Source organism: Methylocystis rosea (assembly GCF_003855495.1).
Taxonomy (GTDB): domain Bacteria; phylum Pseudomonadota; class Alphaproteobacteria; order Rhizobiales; family Beijerinckiaceae; genus Methylocystis; species Methylocystis rosea_A.
The window spans coordinates 1,963,861-1,979,812 of sequence record NZ_CP034086.1 but is presented as its reverse complement, the minus strand read 5'-3'; the positions used below and the strand labels follow the sequence as shown (position 1 = coordinate 1,979,812).

Sequence of the window (15,952 nt, the reverse complement as noted above, 5' to 3'; positions counted from 1 at the left end):
TAGGATTACCCAAGCCGCGCCGCCAGCCTGCTCCACAAGGCGTTCTCCGCCTGAAAGATATAATCGAGCCGCGCGCTGGTGACGCTTTTGGCGCCTCGCGCGATGAGCCAGTCGGCGAGCGCCGCCACCTGTTTCGCCGGACAGGAGAACGTCGCTGACTCGTCGCTCATTTCGCGCAATCCGGCGCCGAAGTTTGCCTCAGCCTCTCGCAGGATATGTTCGCTCGGCGTTGGCAGACTTGCGCGCACGTCGCGTGTCGTGCGCGCTTCTTCTTCCGCCGCGATGCGGGAGAGAATGACGCGCGCGGCTTCGCGCGCCGCATTGTTCCACGGCGCCGTCAGCGAGGCGACGAGATTGGCCTGCGAGCGTAGAATGACGCCGTCCTCGATGATCTTCAGCGCGTTCGCTGCGAGCGTCGCGCCTGTCGTCGTGATGTCGACGATGAGATCGGCGGAGCCTGCGGCGGGCGCGCCTTCAGTGGCGCCGGAGCTCTCGACGATGCGATAGTCCGATACGTCATGAGCGGCAAAGAAGCGCCGCGTCGTATTGATGTATTTCGTCGCGACCCGCAGCCCGCGGCCGTGGCGTGCGCGAAATCCATCGGCGACGTCGGCGAGATCGCTCATATAGCGCACGTCGATCCAGGCTTGCGGAACCGCGACGACGACATTGGCGGCGCCAAAGCCGAGCGGCGCGAGAAGCTCCACTTTGTTGTCGGCGTCGGCGATCTCCTCGCGCACCAGATCTTCGCCGGTGACGCCGAGATGGGCTTCGCCCAAGGCCAGACGGCGCGTGATCTCGGAAGCGGAGAGATAGGCGACTTCCGCGCCTTCGACTCCGGCGACGGCGCCGCGATAGTCGCGCGCGCCGCGGCCTTGAGTCAGCTCCAGGCCGGCGCGTGCGAAGAAGGCGGCGGCGTTCTCCTGCAGCCGGCCTTTTGACGGGGAAGCGATAATGAGTTTTTGCGCGGGGGCCATCATACTTCTCTCGCGCTCGGGGAAAGACGGTCTATCCAGATGGCGGCGCCGACAGCCGGTATGTCCGACGCCGCGCCGAGCGTTTTGAGCAGTCGGTCGTAACGTCCGCCGCCGATCACCGGCGCGCCGTCGCTGGAGTGGCGGGCCTCGAAAACGAAGCCCGTGTAATAGTCGAGATGACGCGCAAAGCTTGCCGAAAAGCGGATCTCGTGAACCGTGAGGCCGCGCGCGCTAATGGCCTCTGCGCGCGCATCAAACGCGTCCAGCGCGGCGGAGAGGTCGAGCTGCGCGTCGGCGGCCAGCCGGCGCATGGCTGCGGAAGCTGACTCGGGCGCGCCTTCGATGGTGAAAAAAGTCTCCGCCAGCGCGCGCGTCTCGTTGGAAACGCCCGCGCCTTCGGCGAGCGTCGCTTGATCGAGAAAGCGTTCCGCGATTTCAGCCGCGCTGCGGCCGCCGACGGCGGTGATGCCGGCGATGGACAGCAAGTCCTCGACGAGACGGCGCGCATCGGACGGGTCGACTTTCGTCAGCGCCGCCAATACGCCCGACTGTTCCGATCCGCCATTGCGTTCGGGCGAGGCAAAAATATCGGATAGCCTCTGGCCGCGCGCGTGCCCGGCCGCCAGACGCCGGCGCCAGACCGGCGGCATCTCAAGCCCTTCGAGGAAGGCGGCGACGAGCCCGGCGTCGCCGATCAGAACCTTGAGCGCCCTCGCGCCGGCCGCCGCCGCGGCGTCGAGCGAAGCGGCGAGAATTTCGGCGTCCGCGGCTTCGCGGTCCTGGCGGCCGAAGCTCTCCAGCCCAGCCTGAAGAAATTCGCCGTCGCCGGTCGCGCCATGTTCAGGCGCGCGAAAGATCGAGCCGCCGTAAGCATATGCCGCCGGATCGCCGGCCCGGGCGGAGGCGAGATAATCGAGGCAGACCGGAATCGTATATTCCGGCCGCAGGCAAAATTCGGCGCCTGAGCCATCGCTCGTCAGATAAAGCCGGCCGCGGAAATCCTCGCCCGAGCGGTCGAGAAAGACATGCGCGGGCTGCAGGAGACGCGGCTCGCAGCGCGCGAATCCCTCGCGCGCGAAATGCGCGAGAATGGCCGCAAGGCTCGTAGCTTCGCGTTCTGCTGAAGTGGCGGTGACGGCGTTCAAGCGCAAATCCCTCGAATTTGCGCTCTCTTTAGCAAGTGCGCCGCGCGCGCGCACCCCTGCTCCGGGCGAAAGGTGAACGCCGCAAAGCAAAGGCCGCGGTCCGGAGCCTTGCATCCCGCGCGCTCGTCTGCCAAATAAGGGGCCGGGAGGTTGGCGGTGGACGCTTCACTCGCCAACCGGGTCAGGTCCGGAAGGAAGCAGCCCTAACGAGCTTGGGCGGGTCTTCGTTCAGCCTCCCACCTTCTTCGGCGAGCAGCGAATGGCGTGGCGCAATATACTGCGCTGTTCGTCGCTCGTCTGCCGCCGGATGGATGCAGATGGACCACGAGCACGATCCGCCGAGGCCATCGCTGGCGCCCGATGACGGGCCTTCGCTGTTTGGCGCCGATCAGGCGCCGCCGTCGGCCTATCGCGTGCTGGCGCGCAAATATCGACCGACCACCTTCGTAGACCTGATCGGCCAAGAGCCGATGGTGCGCACGCTCGAAAACGCCTTCGATCTCAACCGAATTCATCAGGCCTATCTGCTGACCGGCGTGCGCGGCGTCGGCAAGACGACGACCGCGCGCATTCTCGCGCGCGCGTTCAACTATGAACTGCCGGCGGGAGACGGGCGGCCCGCGATCAATCAGCCGACGATTCATATGGAGGAGCTCGGCGTCCACTGTCAGGCGATTATCGACTCGCGCCATGTCGACGTGCTCGAAATGGACGCCGCCTCGCACACGGGCATCGACGACATCCGAGAGATCATCGACAACGCCCGTTACCGCCCGGTCATGGCGCGGACCAAGGTTTACATCATCGACGAAGTGCACATGCTCTCGAAGGCCGCGTTCAACGGTCTCTTAAAGACGCTTGAAGAGCCGCCCGAGCATGTGAAGTTCATCTTCGCGACGACCGAAATCGACAAGGTGCCGGTGACGGTGCGTTCGCGCTGCCAGCGCTTTGATCTGCGCCGCATCGACGCCGGTCTGCTCGCTAATCACCTGCTTGGCGTATGCAAGGCCGAGGGCGTCGCGATCGAGCCGGATGCGCTCGCCATGATCGCGCGCGCCGCGGAAGGCTCGGCCCGCGACGCGCTGTCCTTGCTCGATCAGGCGATCGCCTATGGCGCGGCGCATTCTGCGGGCGGCGCGATCGCCGCCGAGGATCTGCGGCTGATGCTCGGCGTCGCCGACAAGGCGCGAATCATCGATCTTTTCGAAGCGGCGATGTCGGGCGATATCGCCAAGGCGATCGCTATTCTCGAAGATCAGTATAATGGCGGCGCCGATCCGGCGCAGGTGCTGCTCGAACTCGCCGAATTCACGCATCTCGCGACGCGCCTGAAGCTTGCGCCGGAGACCGCCCAGTCGGCGGCGCTGACGCCCGAAGAGAAACGCCGCGGCGAAGAGGCCGCAACGCGCCTCTCGGTTCCTGCGCTCACGCGCGCCTGGCAGATCTTGATGAAAGGCGTTGATGAATTGCGCGGCTCGCAGCGACCGTTGGCGGCCGCCGACATGGTGCTGGTCAGGCTCGCTTACGCCGCCGACATGCCGTCGCCGGCGGAGGCGCTGCGGCGCCTGGGTTTGGGCGAGAGCGCATCGAGCGCCAACTCCGGGGCGCCCTCGACACGAAACGCAGGGCCTGCCGGCGGCGGCGCTGCGCTGCAAGGGCGCGGCGGCGGCCAGGCGCTCGCGCCCGCGCCGCGCTCCGCAGCGCCTCAGCCTTCTATAGCGCCGTCGCCAAGATCTGCGGCGCCGGAGCCAAGAATCATCATCGAAAGCTTCGATGCGCTTGTGGCGCTTGCCGCGCAGAAACGTGACATGCGCCTCAAGATCGGGCTCGAATCCGAAGTGCGGCTGGTGCGGTTTGAACAGGGGCGGATCGAGTTCGAACTCGCGCCGGGCGGCGCGCGTGAACTGGCGTCGACCTTGATGCAGAGGCTTCAGGCCTGGACCGGCGAGCGCTGGATGGTGTCAGTCGTCGCCTCGGGCGGCACGCCGACGCTCAAGGAACAGCGTGATGCTGAAGAGCGCCAACGCCGTTCCTCGCTTGAATCGGATCCGCTCGTCGCGAGCGTGCTCGCGCGTTTTCCCGGCGCGCAGATCGTGGCCGTGCGGGGCAGGGACGAGGGCGCAGCGTCCGCCGAAACGCTCTATGATGACGCGACGCCAATCGAGGAAGACGACGGAGACGCGCAATGATGGACTTCATGGGCCTGATGAAGCAGGCGCAGCAGATGCAGGCCAAAATGGCCGAAGCGCAGTTGGAGCTCGAACAGACGGTCGTCGAAGGCGAGGCGGGCGGCGGCATGGTGAGGGTCGCGCTTACCGCAAAAGGCGGGATGAAAAGCATCTCCATCGACCAGAGTCTGCTGACGCCCGACGAGAAGGAAATTCTTCAAGACCTGATCCTCACGGCCCACATGCAGGCGCGCGCCAAAGCCGAGGAGGCCATGGCTGAAAAAATGAAAGCGCTCACCGGCGGGCTGCCGTTGCCGCCGGGCTTCAAACTGCCGTTTTGATGCGTATTGCTGCAATTCCCGCGTCATGGCCGGCCTCGAGCCGGCCATCCACGTGATGACGTCGCCCAAAGCTTCCAAATACGTAGCATTCTGACGTGGACCCGCGACACGCGCGGGCATGACGCGAAACCACATGAGGCGTTGATCCGGCTATGGCGGAAAAGGTGGCCGGTCCCGAGATCGAAAAACTCGTGCAGCTCCTGGCCAAATTGCCCGGGCTTGGTCCGCGGTCGGCGCGGCGCGCGGCGCTGCATCTCATCCGCAAACGCGAAGAACTGCTGGCGCCGCTCGCCGAAGCGATGCGCGTCGCGCAGGAGCGCATCGTCGTTTGCTCGGTCTGCGGAAATATCGATACGAGCGATCCCTGCACGATCTGCCGCGACGCGCGCCGCGACGGGTCGATCCTGGTTGTCGTCGAGACGGTCGCCGACCTATGGGCGCTGGAGCGGGCAGGGCTGCTCAACGCGCGCTATCACGTGCTCGGCGGCGTGCTGTCGCCGCTTGACGGCGTCGGCCCGGACGATCTCGCCATCGCCAGCCTCGTCGCGCGTGTGCGCGGAGAGGAGACTCGCGAAGTCGTGCTTGCGGTCAACGCAACGGTCGACGGCCAGACGACCGCGCATTACATCGCCGATGTGCTGTCGCCGTCCGGCGTGAAGGTGACGCGGCTCGCCCACGGCGTGCCGGTCGGCGGCGAACTCGACTATCTCGATGAGGGAACGCTAGCGGCGGCGCTGGAGCGGCGTACCGCGTTCTAGAGGGCGTTTTTGAGAGCCGTCAGGGCTGGCTTTACACCGCCGTCCCGCGCAGGAAGCGATTACTTCGCTGCGGTTTTCGACGTGATGATCTTTTCCCAGTCCTCGACGCCGATCTCGCCGGTGTATTTGTCGCCATTGACGAAGAAGGTCGGCGTCGAGTTGACGCCAAATTTCTCGGCGGCGCGATTACGCACCTTATTGACGTTCTCGTAAAGCGTCTGATCCTTTAAGACGGCCTCGAACTTCTCCTGGCCGAGCCCAGCCTGTTTCAAGACATTGGCCAAGCCGTCCAGCGGCTTGTCGGAGAAGGCCCAATTCTTCTGCTGCGAAAACAGAAGATCGACCGTCGCGTCGCGCTTGTCGCCGAGTTCGCGCGCCAGCATGAAGGCGGCCGTCGCGAGCGGATCGAGCGGAAACTCCCGCAAAATGAATTTCGCCTTGCCCGTGTCGATGTAGTTCTTCTTCAGCTCCGGATACACGTCGTGATGGAACGCCGCGCAGTGGCTGCACGTCATCGAAGCATATTCGACGATCGTCACGGGAGCGTCCGCCGCGCCTTCCACCACGTCCGGCAGAGCGTTCGGCGCCATCAGCTCGTCAATTGCGACCTTGCCCGAAGCAGACTTTTCGGCAAGGGCGGGCATTGCGGCGAGGAGCGCGCAGGCGGCGCCGACAAGGAAACCACGACGGGGCATAATAAAAGCGAAGGGCATGGGCGGTCCGTAACTGTTGCGACGCCAAAGACCATATCGTCTTCGACAATTGTGGCAAATCAAATCTGGCGAGGAGAATGGGGCGCCGCTAACCGGGCGCTACAGCCCGTGTTTCGGCCGAATGAACCAGTAAAGCACGCCGATAAAAGCGAGCACGACGCCGAACCAGAAAACGACGTCGCCGAGCATCAGGTCCCTCATGGTGTAGCTTAGAACGCTGACCAGCAAGCCGCCGATCGCTATCCAGAGGGGACGCTGACCGCGTTCCTTCTCCGCCGGCCGCTTCTTCGATAGCCCGGACACGTGCCTCTCCTTCTGCGTTCCCTCGGCGCTGCCGCCTTTCAGCTTGGCTTGCAAGTGATGACGGCGCTTTTGTGCGAGAGCAGGTTCCGAAAAAGTTGACGGACTTTTTCGATGAGAACCTGCTCCAACATTTTGATTTTGAGCGATTCCTTATCGATCACATGAATCCATGCGATCGGAAGCGCTCCAGACTTTCCGATTGTGGTCCCACAGTCAAGAACGGGCATAAAAAAACAGCCGCTCGACGCGGCTGTCCTTCTTACATCGCTGCGCGTCGAGGTTAGCGCGAATAGAACTCGATGACGAGGTTCGGCTCCATTTGCACCGGATAGGGCACCTCCGTCGCATGCGGCACCCGGACGAGCTTCGCGGTCATCTTGGAGTGGTCGACGTCGTAATATTCCGGCGCGTCGCGCTCGGCGAGCTGAACCGCCTCGAGCACGGTCACGGCCTGTTTCGAGGCTTCCTTCACCTCGATCACGTCGCCGACCTTCACCTGATAAGACGGAATGTTGACGCGCTTGCCATTGACGCGGATGTGGCCGTGATTGACGAACTGGCGCGCGGCGAAAACCGTCGGCACGAATTTCGCGCGATAGACGACCGCGTCAAGGCGCCGCTCCAAAAGGCCGATCAGATTGTCGCCGGAGTCGCCCTTCAAGCGGATCGCTTCCGCATAATATTTGCGAAACTGCTTTTCGGAAATATTGCCGTAGTAGCCCTTGAGCTTCTGCTTGGCTTTGAGCTGCGTGCCATAGTCGGAGAGCTTGCCCTTGCGCCGCTGTCCGTGCTGTCCGGGGCCATATTCGCGGCGGTTAACCGGGCTCTTCGGGCGGCCCCAGATGTTCTGGCCGAGGCGGCGGTCGAGCTTATATTTTGATTCTGCGCGCTTCGTCACTTTGACTGTCGTCCTCTCATGGTCGCGTTGTGGCGTGCGAGAGGCGAAAGACGAAATGCGCCCGGAGCGTTGCGCTCGGACGTCGTCCAGAATCGCGTCTCTCGCCGCCCCCGGCCAGCGCCGGGGCTTCAAGAACGCGCCCTCCTCTGCCGTCACCGGCCGACAGGCGTTTGCAGCAAACGCCACGGGTGCTGGCCTGGCGCGAACGGGTCGCGTCAGGCTCGTGGGGAGCTAAAGGAAAGCGCTCCCGAAGTCAAGAATCTCGAGAAAGGCCGACTTACGGCCACCAGAATGGGAAACCCTCATCGTAAGGCACGATCATGCTCGCGTTGTAGGGCGGCCGCTGCGGAAGCGTCTCCTGCATATACCAGCTGCGCTGGTTGCGCTCGATCGGATCGTGATTGAGGTAGGTCTGCTGAACCATGTAGCGGTTGGTGCTGCCGACCGGCACCTGGGTGCCGGGATCGAGCCAGCTGCGGCGCTGGATGTCGATCGGACCACGGCCGCAACACGCATCGCCCGAGGCGACGCGATAGCGGGACTTGGCGAGCGCATCGCCCGCCGCGAACAACACCAGACAGGCGAGCCCCGCCGACAGCACTTTATTCCTGCGCATCACGATCCCCTTTCGGACTAACGCCGTATCTCATAATAGCGGATCGTTTCGCAAAAGCGAATTAAAGCCGGCTTTTCCCGGCAGCAATCCGCCGTCAGGGTGAATGCGGAACGCCTAGCGCGTGATCTGTGCGCCTTGGCGCGATGTCCTCGCATGCGCGCGGCGGGCGCCCTGCGCTGAACGCGCGGCGTTCTTTTGCGCTGGGATGGTCGCGGTCAGGTCGTCGCGCGAGATATTGCCGCAGCCAATGGCGCGCGTCGACGCCGCTTGCGCGAAGAAATCGTTCAGCGCCGGATTATCCGGACTCGCCGTGTAGTTGATGCGGTCGAGCAGGCAGCCGAGCGCGACTCGGTCGATTGGTTTCGCCGATTCGCCGCAGGCCAGTCCGGCGATTTCGAGAGCGAGCTTCCCATCGATGAAACGCGCCGCAACGCAGCTGCGTTCGCTCGCCGCGACGCCCTCGGATGCGGTTTGCGAGAGCCGTATTTCGGCCGTCTCAAACGCCCCGAATTTGGTGTTGAGCGCGCTCGGCTGGCCGATCTTCGCGACATTAAGGCCGGCCTGGGCGGCGTGTCGGGCCATATCGAGGAAGAAATCGGACGTCTTTTCCTTGTCGACGATATCCTGATGAATATCGACGCGCATGAATGGCGCGCCCATTGCAAATTGCCCGACGGCGATCGTGTCGATACGGCCGGAGCCGTTCTCGCTGTCGCGCACGGCGATCGTTTTTTTCTCCCGGTCGAATTCCGGCGCGGCGATGTCGAATGCGCTGAAGGGCTTCGCCATCAGCGCCGAGGCCTCGATGGCTTCGACGGAAACCTTGGTGGAAATCTTGCGCGAAGGCGCGACAGTGACGCGCGGTTGCTCGACGTTCGCCGCGACTTTCGGTTCTGGGATCTGAGCTCCGCGCGGAAGAAGGACGAGTGCGGCGAAGAGAATGAGCGTCGCACCGACACCCATTCCGATCGCTGCGCGAACGCCCGCCGGGCGGGCGCGCAGCGGCTGCGCATAACGCCTGTAGTTGGGGTCGACTTCGGCAACGCTCATGAGACGCGACTCCGGCGGCCCGCGGCGGCCGCGGGCGGAAAACACGCCGACTTTGCCCAGTCGTTTCAGAAGTTAGCGTTAACGGCTCTGCGCGAATTGGGGTTTGGTGAATGAAAGGTTTACGCGAGGCGCAAAGAAAAGCCCGCGCCTTGCGGCGCGGGCCTGAAACTGCCGGTCGAGAAGGTCTTACTCTTCCTCGTCCTTCTTGGCTTTCTTGGGCGTCTCTTCGCGGGCTTTGAGCGCCGCGCCAAGGATGTCGCCCAGCGAAGCGCCGGAGTCGGCCGAGCCATATTGCGCGATGGCCTCCTTCTCTTCAGCGACTTCGAGCGCCTTGATCGAGACGGAGACCTTGCGGGCCTTGCGGTCGAACAGCGTCACGCGGGCGTCGACTTTCTCGCCGACGGCGAACCGTTCAGGACGCTGGTCGGCGCGGTCGCGAGCGAGTTCGCTGCGCTTGATGAAGGTGGAGAGATCGGTGCCGGCGATCTTTACGTCGATGCCGGAATCCTTCACCTCGATCACCTCGCAGGTGATGACAAGGCCCTTTCTGAGCTCGCCGCCTTCTTCGGCGCTGACGGAAGCGAACGGATCGCCTGCGAGCTGCTTGACGCCAAGCGAAATGCGCTCCTTCTCCACGTCGACATCGAGGACCTGGGCGTTGATCATGTCGCCCTTCTTATACTCCTCGATGACCTGCTCGCCGGGACGGTTCCAGTCGAGGTCCGACAGATGGACCATGCCGTCCACGTCGCCGTCGAGCCCGATGAAGAGCCCGAACTCGGTCTTGTTCTTCACTTCGCCCGAGACGGTCGAGCCGACCGGATGCTTCTCGGCGAAGGCCTCCCAAGGATTCTGCAGGCACTGCTTGAGGCCCAGCGAAATTCGACGTTTGACCGGATCGACCTCGAGCACCTGAACGTCGACTTCCTGGCTCGTCGAGACGATCTTGCCGGGATGGACGTTCTTTTTCGTCCAGCTCATTTCCGAGACGTGGACGAGGCCTTCGATGCCAGGCTCCAGTTCGACGAAAGCGCCGTAGTCGGTGATGTTGGTCACGCGGCCGTGGAACCTGGCGCTGATCGGATATTTCGCCTCGATGCCCTGCCAGGGATCCTCGAGGAGCTGCTTCATGCCGAGCGAGATGCGGTGCGTCTCGTGATTGATCTTGATGATCTTCACCTTGACGGTCTGACCGATGGTCAGCACCTCGGACGGATGATTGACGCGCCGCCAGGCGATGTCGGTGACATGCAGCAGGCCGTCGATGCCGCCGAGATCGACGAAGGCGCCGTAGTCGGTGATGTTCTTCACGACGCCGTCGATCACCTGTCCCTCTTCGAGGTTGGCGACGATCTCGTGGCGCTGCTCGGCGCGGCTCTCTTCGAGCACGGTGCGGCGCGAGACGACGATATTGCCGCGTCGGCGGTCCATCTTCAGGATGTGGAACGGCTGCGGCACGTTCATCAGCGGGCCGACGTCGCGGATCGGACGAATGTCGACCTGGCTGCGCGGCAGAAAGGCCACGGCGCCGTCGAGGTCGACGGTGAAGCCGCCCTTGACCTGATTGAAGATGACGCCCTCGACCTTTTCATTGGTCTCGAAGGCCTTTTCGAGCTTGACCCAGCTCTCTTCGCGGCGCGCCTTGTCGCGCGAAATGACAGCTTCGCCGAGCGCGTTCTCGACGCGCTCCAGGTAGACTTCGACTTCTTCGCCCACTTGGGGGGCGGGGTCCCGGCCATAGCCGGTGAATTCCTTGATGGCGACGCGGCCCTCGGTCTTGAGGCCGATGTCGATGACGGCGACATCCTTTTCGATGGCGACGACGCGGCCCTTGATGACGGAACCTTCGAAGGCCTCGTTCTGGCCATAGCTCTCATCAAGCAGAGCGGCGAAATCTTCGCGCGTAGGCGCGCGATCGGTCGTGGCGGACATTTGTTCTCCTGAGAGCCCAGAGAGGGCGGCGCCGGCGAGGGTTAGCGTTGCAGAGGGCTTTCGGCGATCGGACGTCCCCCGCGGCTAAACGCGAGGCTGGACGAAAAGTTCGCTAAGCGAACTGCCGGCGCGGCCCGATGTCGAAAACCAAAGCGAATGCCCCGGCTTGGTTACCGAGGCGGGGCCTATCTACCAGCGTCGCGCCGCCGTCGCAAGCGCGCCAAAAAGAAAACAGTCGGCTCAGCCTTACCAAAGTCATGATATTGCACTGCAATAAGTTAACAATATACTGATTTAATATAATAATCATAACTCAAAAAGGCTCATTTATTGGCGAATTTCTCGCTAGCGGAATCGCAGCCGCACGCATAGTCTGCGTCGACTGCCAGGCTTCGGCGCGCCGCAGACGTCAGCGGCGGCGACGCCGCTGGTCGCAACATGGGCGCCCGGCCACTTGGCCGAAGTCCAGTGAACTTCGCCTTCGCCGTCCAGACGGCGAGAGCGTCGACTTCCCGTCGTTGCGATAGGGATATAAAGAGGAGAAAGAGATGAAGACGAATATTATTTCAGGTTCGGCTCTCGCCGCCGCCGCCGTCGCCCTTGCTCTGAGCGGCGCGTCGGTTGCGCCCGCCCACGCGCATTCCGCGAAGTCGACCCACGCGAAGACACATTGCGGCGCCAAGGGAACATGCCGCGGCATGGCCAAGTGCCACCACAAGGCGCAGTGTCACCACCACAAGGGCCGCTGCAACATGAAGAGCCGCTGCCACAGCAAGTAATCGCCTTGCGCGGGGCCGGCTCCTACGGCCGTCCCCGCCACGCTGATGCGGCTCCGGCATGAGCGGCGATGCCTGAGAGGGAACACGTCATGGAAAAACCCGCGCCGCTTGGCTACGGCTTGGGTCTGCGGCCGATCTATTATGAAGAGATCCTCTCGTCCCGCCCGCCGATCGACTGGTTCGAAATCATTTCTGAAAACTACATGCTCGCGGGCGGCCGACCTCTGGCGATGTTGGAGCGCATACGCGCCGACTATCCCGTCGTCATGCATGGCGTCTCGATGTCGCTTGCGTCAACCGACCCGCTCAACTTCGACTATTTAAGGCAGTTGAAGGCGCTCGCCGAACGCGTCCAGCCGGCATGGGTTTCAGATCACGTCGCCTGGACAGGCGTTCATGGCGTGACGCTCCACGATCTGCTGCCCATTCCCTACACGCGCGAATCGCTTGCGCATATCGTCGAGCGCATCCAGCGGGTGCAGGATTTTCTCAAGCGCCGGCTAGTCGTTGAAAACGCCTCAACCTACGTGTCGTTTGTCGATTCGGAGATGAGCGAACACGAGTTCGTCCGCGAAATGGCCGAGCGCGCCGATTGCCTGTTGCTGCTCGACGTCAACAATGTTTTCGTTTCGAGCTTCAACCACGGCTTCGATCCGGTCGCCTTCATCAACGGCGTTCCGGCCGATCGCGTCGTGCAATTTCACATGGCGGGTCACACCGATCACGAGACGCATCGCGTGGACACGCACGACCAGCCGGTCTGTGATGAGGTCTGGGCGCTCTACGAGCACGCGCGTCGTCGCTGTGGCGACGTCTCCGCCATGATTGAGCGCGACGACAATTATCCGCCGCTCGCGGAGCTTTTGGACGAACTCCAGAATATGCGCGACATCGACGCCCGCATCTCAAAAGAGCGAGCGCTCAGCGCGGCATGAAGCTCGCCGACTTTCAGTCTCTGTTTCAGCAGCGTGTGCTGGCCGGCTCTGGAGAGGCGGACAAGCCGCTCCTGAAAAAATTACGGCCGTCGCCGCGCGGCGCCGCGCCGGAGACGCTGCTGGACGTCTATCAGACGGGCTACCGCATTCGGCTTGCGGACTTTGTTTCGCAGGATCACCCGGGGCTGCGCGCGATTCTCGGAGACGAGGCGTTTGACGCGCTGGTCGACGACTACATCGACCAGCGTCCGTCGCGCGATCCGAACGCGCGCTGGTTTACGACCGGACTGCCGGACTTCATGCGCGAAAATGCGCACTGGCGCGACGATGTTGCGGCGGCGTCCATGGCGCTGTTTGAGCGCGCCATGGTCGACGCCTTCGACACGACTGACGAAACGCCGTTGACGGTGCAGGCGCTGGCGGGCTTTGCGCCCGACGATTGGGCGCGGCTCGCCTTCGAATTCGACCCGAGCCTCACGCTGCTCGAACTCGCCGCCGGCACGGTCGAGGCCTATGGCGCGGCGATTAGCGAGGAACCGCCAACGAGCGTCGATAAGCCCGCGCCGGGCGAACACATCGAACATGCCGCCGTATGGCGCGTCGATCATGAATCCGCCTATCGCCAGCTCGAGCCCGACGAATATGTCGCGCTGTCCGAAGCGCGCGCCGGCCACGCCTTCGGCGACATTTGTCAGATGACCGCCTTTCAGCAGGCGGGCGAGATTGCGCCAGAGCGGCTGGCGCAATGTCTCTCAAGCTGGTTCGAGGACGGCATGATTATCGGCGTGCGCGTCCGCGAGGACGATCAGTCTTCGAACACGCCTTCAAGCGCGTAGTGCTGAACGCTCTTGCGGTTGGCGATGAGTTCGTCGGCCGTCGGCTCGCCCTTCATGGCGCGAGAGATCGCGAGCTTCGTCGCTTCGTAATTGGTGCGATAGAGATCTTTCTTGTCGAGCTCCGTATGCGTCGCGCAACGCGGATCGAGCCAGACCATGATGATCATGCAGAGCTCGTTGAGCTGATCCTTGGGGAGAATCCCTTCGGCAATGCAGTCGACGATGGCGTCGCCGGTCGCCGCCTGCACGACTCCGCCGAGAAGCTCGACGTAATCTTCCGATTTGACCGTCATCTTCGTGGTCATCATGGTCGACGGCCGCACCTGCTGGTTGAGGTCGCGGATGACGAACATGCGCGGATGGCCGGCGACTTGGCCGGCCATGCTGGCGAAGGCGTGCCCGACCGGACCCTTGACGTTGCCGATCATCACTTCCGGCATGGCGTCAGTGTATTGTCCGTCCGCGGCCAGAACCGTCGCTTCGCCCGTCGCCAGCCAGATATGCTCGGTCATCGTCGTTCCTCTTGCGTTGATCGAGGGCTCGATAGCATCGCGCGCCGTCACATGGAAGCCGGCGATCCTCCGGCTGAGCGGCGTTGCCGGCGCATCGGCCGCGCGTCATTATAGGCGGCGCGCGCCCTCAACATGGCACGCATCGTGAAGGGGAACCCTGTGACAGACAATCGAACTCGGTCATCGTTGCGGCTCTGGGTCGCGATTGTTGCGGCTGCCTCCCTAGGAGCCGCAACCTCGGCGCACGCCGGTTGTCCGAGCGCGCGTTCACAAAACAGCGACGTCGCGACGACGATCACCTTCGTCAATCAGTCGGGCGAATATCGCGGCATTTACTGGAAGGACTTCTCTGGCGGCGACAAGAGCTATGGCGGTCTTAATCCTGGAGAGCGCAAAACGATCAGCACCTTTCTGACCCATCCGTGGGAAATCACCAACGGACCGGGAGATTGTTTGCAGCTCGTATTTCCGCGTCCGGGCGGCTCAATCGTGCGCCTGACGGCGCGCGGTCGGCGTGCGCATCCTTCTCAGGGCGAGTAGCGATGGAGAATCGCAGGGGAAACCCCGTCGAGCGTTTCATCCGGCGCTAAAATGACTTCGCCCTTTTGCCGATCCTTGCGGCCAGCGCCTCTCCGTCTCGCGCGAGCGTTTCCGCCAACCCGCGCTTGATGCGCGTGACCAGCCCTGGCCCTTCATAAACCAGCGCGGAATAAAGCTGCACCAGCGTCGCGCCGGCTTCGATTTTGGCGCGCGCCGCATCCGCGCTGTCGACCCCGCCGACGCCGATCAGCGGAAACTGACCTTCCACGCGCAGAAATGTTTGCGCGAGCTTGCGCGTCGAGAGATCGAACAGCGGCGCGCCGGAGAGGCCGCCGCCTTCCTTAGCCTGTGGCGAGCGCAGCGTTAGGGGCCGCGAAATCGTCGTGTTCGAGACGATCATGCCGTCGATGCGCTTGTCGCGCGCGACGCGCACGATGGCGTCGAGCTGTTCGAGCGTGAGATCGGGCGCGATTTTGAGGAGTAAAGGCCGCCGAACCGGCGCCGCGTCACGCGCCTCAATGACGCGCGCGAGGAGATCGGACAGCGCTTCAGGCTCCTGAAGATCGCGCAGGCCCGGCGTATTCGGCGAACTGACGTTGATCGTGAAATAGCTCGCGACATCGGCGAAGGCGCTGACGCCCGCGACATAGTCGGCGACGCGATCGCCAGCGTCCTTGTTGGCGCCGATATTCACGCCGACGATTCCTCGGCGCGCGCGCTTCGACAGGCGCGCCAGCGTCGGCGCATGGCCCTCATTGTTGAAGCCGTAGCGATTGATGACGGCGCGATCCTCGATGAGTCGAAAGGCGCGCGGACGCGGATTGCCGGGCTGCGCGCGCGGCGTCAGCGTGCCGACTTCGACGAAGCCAAATCCGAAACCGAGCATCGCGTCGGCGACTTCGGCATTTTTGTCGAAGCCTGCCGCGAGGCCTATCGGATTAGGAAAGTCGAGACCGAAGGCGTGGACCGCGAGGCGTGGATCATCCGCCGACGGCGCGCGACGGGGCAGCAGTTTTAGCGTCGCGATCGTTGCATGGTGCGCGGTTTCAGCGTCGAGCAGACGCAAAAGCGGCGATGCGATCGCGAAGGCGTCCGTCATTTCAGGACGGCCGAAAAATCGTGCCGGCCGTCCGCGCCTAAGGGCAGCGGATCGACGCGCGCCACCGTCTCGAGCGAAAGCGGCGCATAAAGATGGGGAAACGGCGCGCCGCCGCGCGAAACCTCCCATCTGAGCGCGTCGCCCAGCTGCGTGAAGTCCACGGCGACGAGCAGCAGATCGGTTTGGCCGGCGAAATACCTCGCCGCCGTTTCCTCAACCTGATCCGCGGTTGAGAAATGAATGAAGCCGTCGGCGAGATCGACGGCCGCGCCGCTAAAGAGGCCGGCCGCTTCCGCCGCACGCCACTCCGACTGCGAAATGATTTTGTAGATATGAGTCACGAACCCATC

The 15,952-nt window shown here is 63.5% G+C and carries 18 protein-coding genes and 1 other RNA gene; 8 read left to right on the top strand and 11 right to left on the bottom strand.

The window, feature by feature from the left end; translation table 11 throughout:
- Nucleotides 1–5: 5 nt before the first annotated feature.
- Together hisG and EHO51_RS09625 are read right to left on the bottom strand one after the other, a co-directional pair.
- The gene (gene hisG / locus EHO51_RS09630) at nucleotides 6–977 is read right to left on the bottom strand and encodes an ATP phosphoribosyltransferase (protein ID WP_124740105.1); all 972 of its coding nucleotides are present in this window, start codon (nucleotides 975–977) and stop codon (nucleotides 6–8) included.
- Nucleotides 977–2,128, bottom strand: coding sequence for an ATP phosphoribosyltransferase regulatory subunit (locus tag EHO51_RS09625; protein WP_124738701.1), 1,152 nt, complete (start codon nucleotides 2,126–2,128; stop codon nucleotides 977–979). Before EHO51_RS09625 ends, hisG begins: the two co-directional genes overlap by 1 nt.
- Nucleotides 2,129–2,266: 138 nt before the next feature.
- Here EHO51_RS09625 and ffs point away from each other — a divergent pair.
- The 4 genes from ffs (at nucleotide 2,267) to recR (ending at nucleotide 5,389) form a co-directional block, all read left to right on the top strand.
- Nucleotides 2,267–2,363, top strand: an RNA gene (ffs, locus tag EHO51_RS09620) — signal recognition particle sRNA small type.
- A 76-nt stretch (nucleotides 2,364–2,439) separates the two neighbouring features.
- Nucleotides 2,440–4,311 (top strand): DNA polymerase III subunit gamma/tau, encoded by a 1,872-nt coding sequence (locus EHO51_RS09615; RefSeq protein ID WP_164479377.1) that lies wholly within the window; start codon nucleotides 2,440–2,442, stop codon nucleotides 4,309–4,311.
- A complete protein-coding gene (locus EHO51_RS09610; protein WP_205788959.1) occupies nucleotides 4,308–4,631 on the top strand; it encodes a YbaB/EbfC family nucleoid-associated protein in 324 nt (107 codons plus the stop codon). Before EHO51_RS09615 ends, EHO51_RS09610 begins: the two co-directional genes overlap by 4 nt.
- A gap of 152 nt (nucleotides 4,632–4,783) precedes the next feature.
- Complete coding sequence (gene recR, locus EHO51_RS09605; protein ID WP_018408890.1) at nucleotides 4,784–5,389, top strand: recombination mediator RecR; 606 nt, start codon at nucleotides 4,784–4,786, stop codon at nucleotides 5,387–5,389.
- 59 nt (nucleotides 5,390–5,448) lie between these two features.
- Here recR and EHO51_RS09600 read toward each other — a convergent pair whose 3' ends face one another.
- From EHO51_RS09600 to rpsA, 6 genes are all read right to left on the bottom strand, one after another.
- Nucleotides 5,449–6,102 carry a DsbA family protein gene (locus EHO51_RS09600; RefSeq protein ID WP_124738699.1) on the bottom strand — a complete coding sequence of 218 codons (654 nt, stop codon included), beginning with the start codon at nucleotides 6,100–6,102 and terminating at the stop codon, nucleotides 5,449–5,451.
- A gap of 99 nt (nucleotides 6,103–6,201) precedes the next feature.
- Nucleotides 6,202–6,405 carry a hypothetical protein gene (locus tag EHO51_RS09595; RefSeq protein ID WP_018408888.1) on the bottom strand — a complete coding sequence of 68 codons (204 nt, stop codon included), beginning with the start codon at nucleotides 6,403–6,405 and terminating at the stop codon, nucleotides 6,202–6,204.
- A 280-nt stretch (nucleotides 6,406–6,685) separates the two neighbouring features.
- On the bottom strand, nucleotides 6,686–7,303 hold the full coding sequence (rpsD, locus tag EHO51_RS09585) for a 30S ribosomal protein S4 (protein WP_124738697.1): 618 nt from the start codon (nucleotides 7,301–7,303) through the stop codon (nucleotides 6,686–6,688).
- 277 nt (nucleotides 7,304–7,580) lie between these two features.
- On the bottom strand, nucleotides 7,581–7,919 hold the full coding sequence (locus EHO51_RS09580; RefSeq protein WP_029650357.1) for a hypothetical protein: 339 nt from the start codon (nucleotides 7,917–7,919) through the stop codon (nucleotides 7,581–7,583).
- Nucleotides 7,920–8,033: 114 nt separating this feature from the next.
- Nucleotides 8,034–8,969 (bottom strand): hypothetical protein, encoded by a 936-nt coding sequence (locus EHO51_RS09575; RefSeq protein ID WP_124738696.1) that lies wholly within the window; start codon nucleotides 8,967–8,969, stop codon nucleotides 8,034–8,036.
- Nucleotides 8,970–9,155: 186 nt separating this feature from the next.
- Entirely contained in the window at nucleotides 9,156–10,901 is a 1,746-nt protein-coding gene (rpsA, locus tag EHO51_RS09570) for a 30S ribosomal protein S1 (RefSeq protein WP_029650353.1), read from the bottom strand.
- A gap of 548 nt (nucleotides 10,902–11,449) precedes the next feature.
- On the opposite strand from rpsA, the gene EHO51_RS09565 reads away from it, so the two are divergent.
- From EHO51_RS09565 to EHO51_RS09555, 3 genes are all read left to right on the top strand, one after another.
- Nucleotides 11,450–11,680, top strand: a complete 231-nt coding sequence (locus EHO51_RS09565) for a hypothetical protein (protein WP_124738695.1) — start codon at nucleotides 11,450–11,452, stop codon at nucleotides 11,678–11,680.
- 89 nt (nucleotides 11,681–11,769) lie between these two features.
- Nucleotides 11,770–12,615: an MNIO family bufferin maturase gene (gene bufB, locus EHO51_RS09560; protein WP_124738694.1), complete on the top strand. Its 846-nt coding sequence runs from the start codon at nucleotides 11,770–11,772 to the stop codon at nucleotides 12,613–12,615.
- Nucleotides 12,612–13,451: an HvfC/BufC N-terminal domain-containing protein gene (locus EHO51_RS09555; protein ID WP_124738693.1), complete on the top strand. Its 840-nt coding sequence runs from the start codon at nucleotides 12,612–12,614 to the stop codon at nucleotides 13,449–13,451. The genes bufB and EHO51_RS09555 overlap by 4 nt, the downstream gene beginning before the upstream one ends.
- On the opposite strand, the gene fae is transcribed toward EHO51_RS09555, so the two are convergent.
- Nucleotides 13,421–13,963: a formaldehyde-activating enzyme gene (gene fae / locus EHO51_RS09550; protein ID WP_124738692.1), complete on the bottom strand. Its 543-nt coding sequence runs from the start codon at nucleotides 13,961–13,963 to the stop codon at nucleotides 13,421–13,423. The two genes, EHO51_RS09555 and fae, sit on opposite strands and share 31 nt — an antisense overlap.
- Before the next feature lie 159 nt (nucleotides 13,964–14,122).
- Between fae and EHO51_RS09545 the strand changes: the two genes are divergently transcribed.
- On the top strand, nucleotides 14,123–14,503 hold the full coding sequence (locus EHO51_RS09545) for a hypothetical protein (protein WP_164479376.1): 381 nt from the start codon (nucleotides 14,123–14,125) through the stop codon (nucleotides 14,501–14,503).
- 46 nt (nucleotides 14,504–14,549) lie between these two features.
- Here EHO51_RS09545 and EHO51_RS09540 read toward each other — a convergent pair whose 3' ends face one another.
- Together EHO51_RS09540 and EHO51_RS09535 are read right to left on the bottom strand one after the other, a co-directional pair.
- Nucleotides 14,550–15,602, bottom strand: coding sequence for a quinone-dependent dihydroorotate dehydrogenase (locus tag EHO51_RS09540; RefSeq protein ID WP_124738690.1), 1,053 nt, complete (start codon nucleotides 15,600–15,602; stop codon nucleotides 14,550–14,552).
- A complete protein-coding gene (locus EHO51_RS09535) occupies nucleotides 15,599–15,943 on the bottom strand; it encodes a DUF952 domain-containing protein (RefSeq protein WP_124738689.1) in 345 nt (114 codons plus the stop codon). The genes EHO51_RS09540 and EHO51_RS09535 overlap by 4 nt, the downstream gene beginning before the upstream one ends.
- Nucleotides 15,944–15,952: the final 9 nt, after the last annotated feature.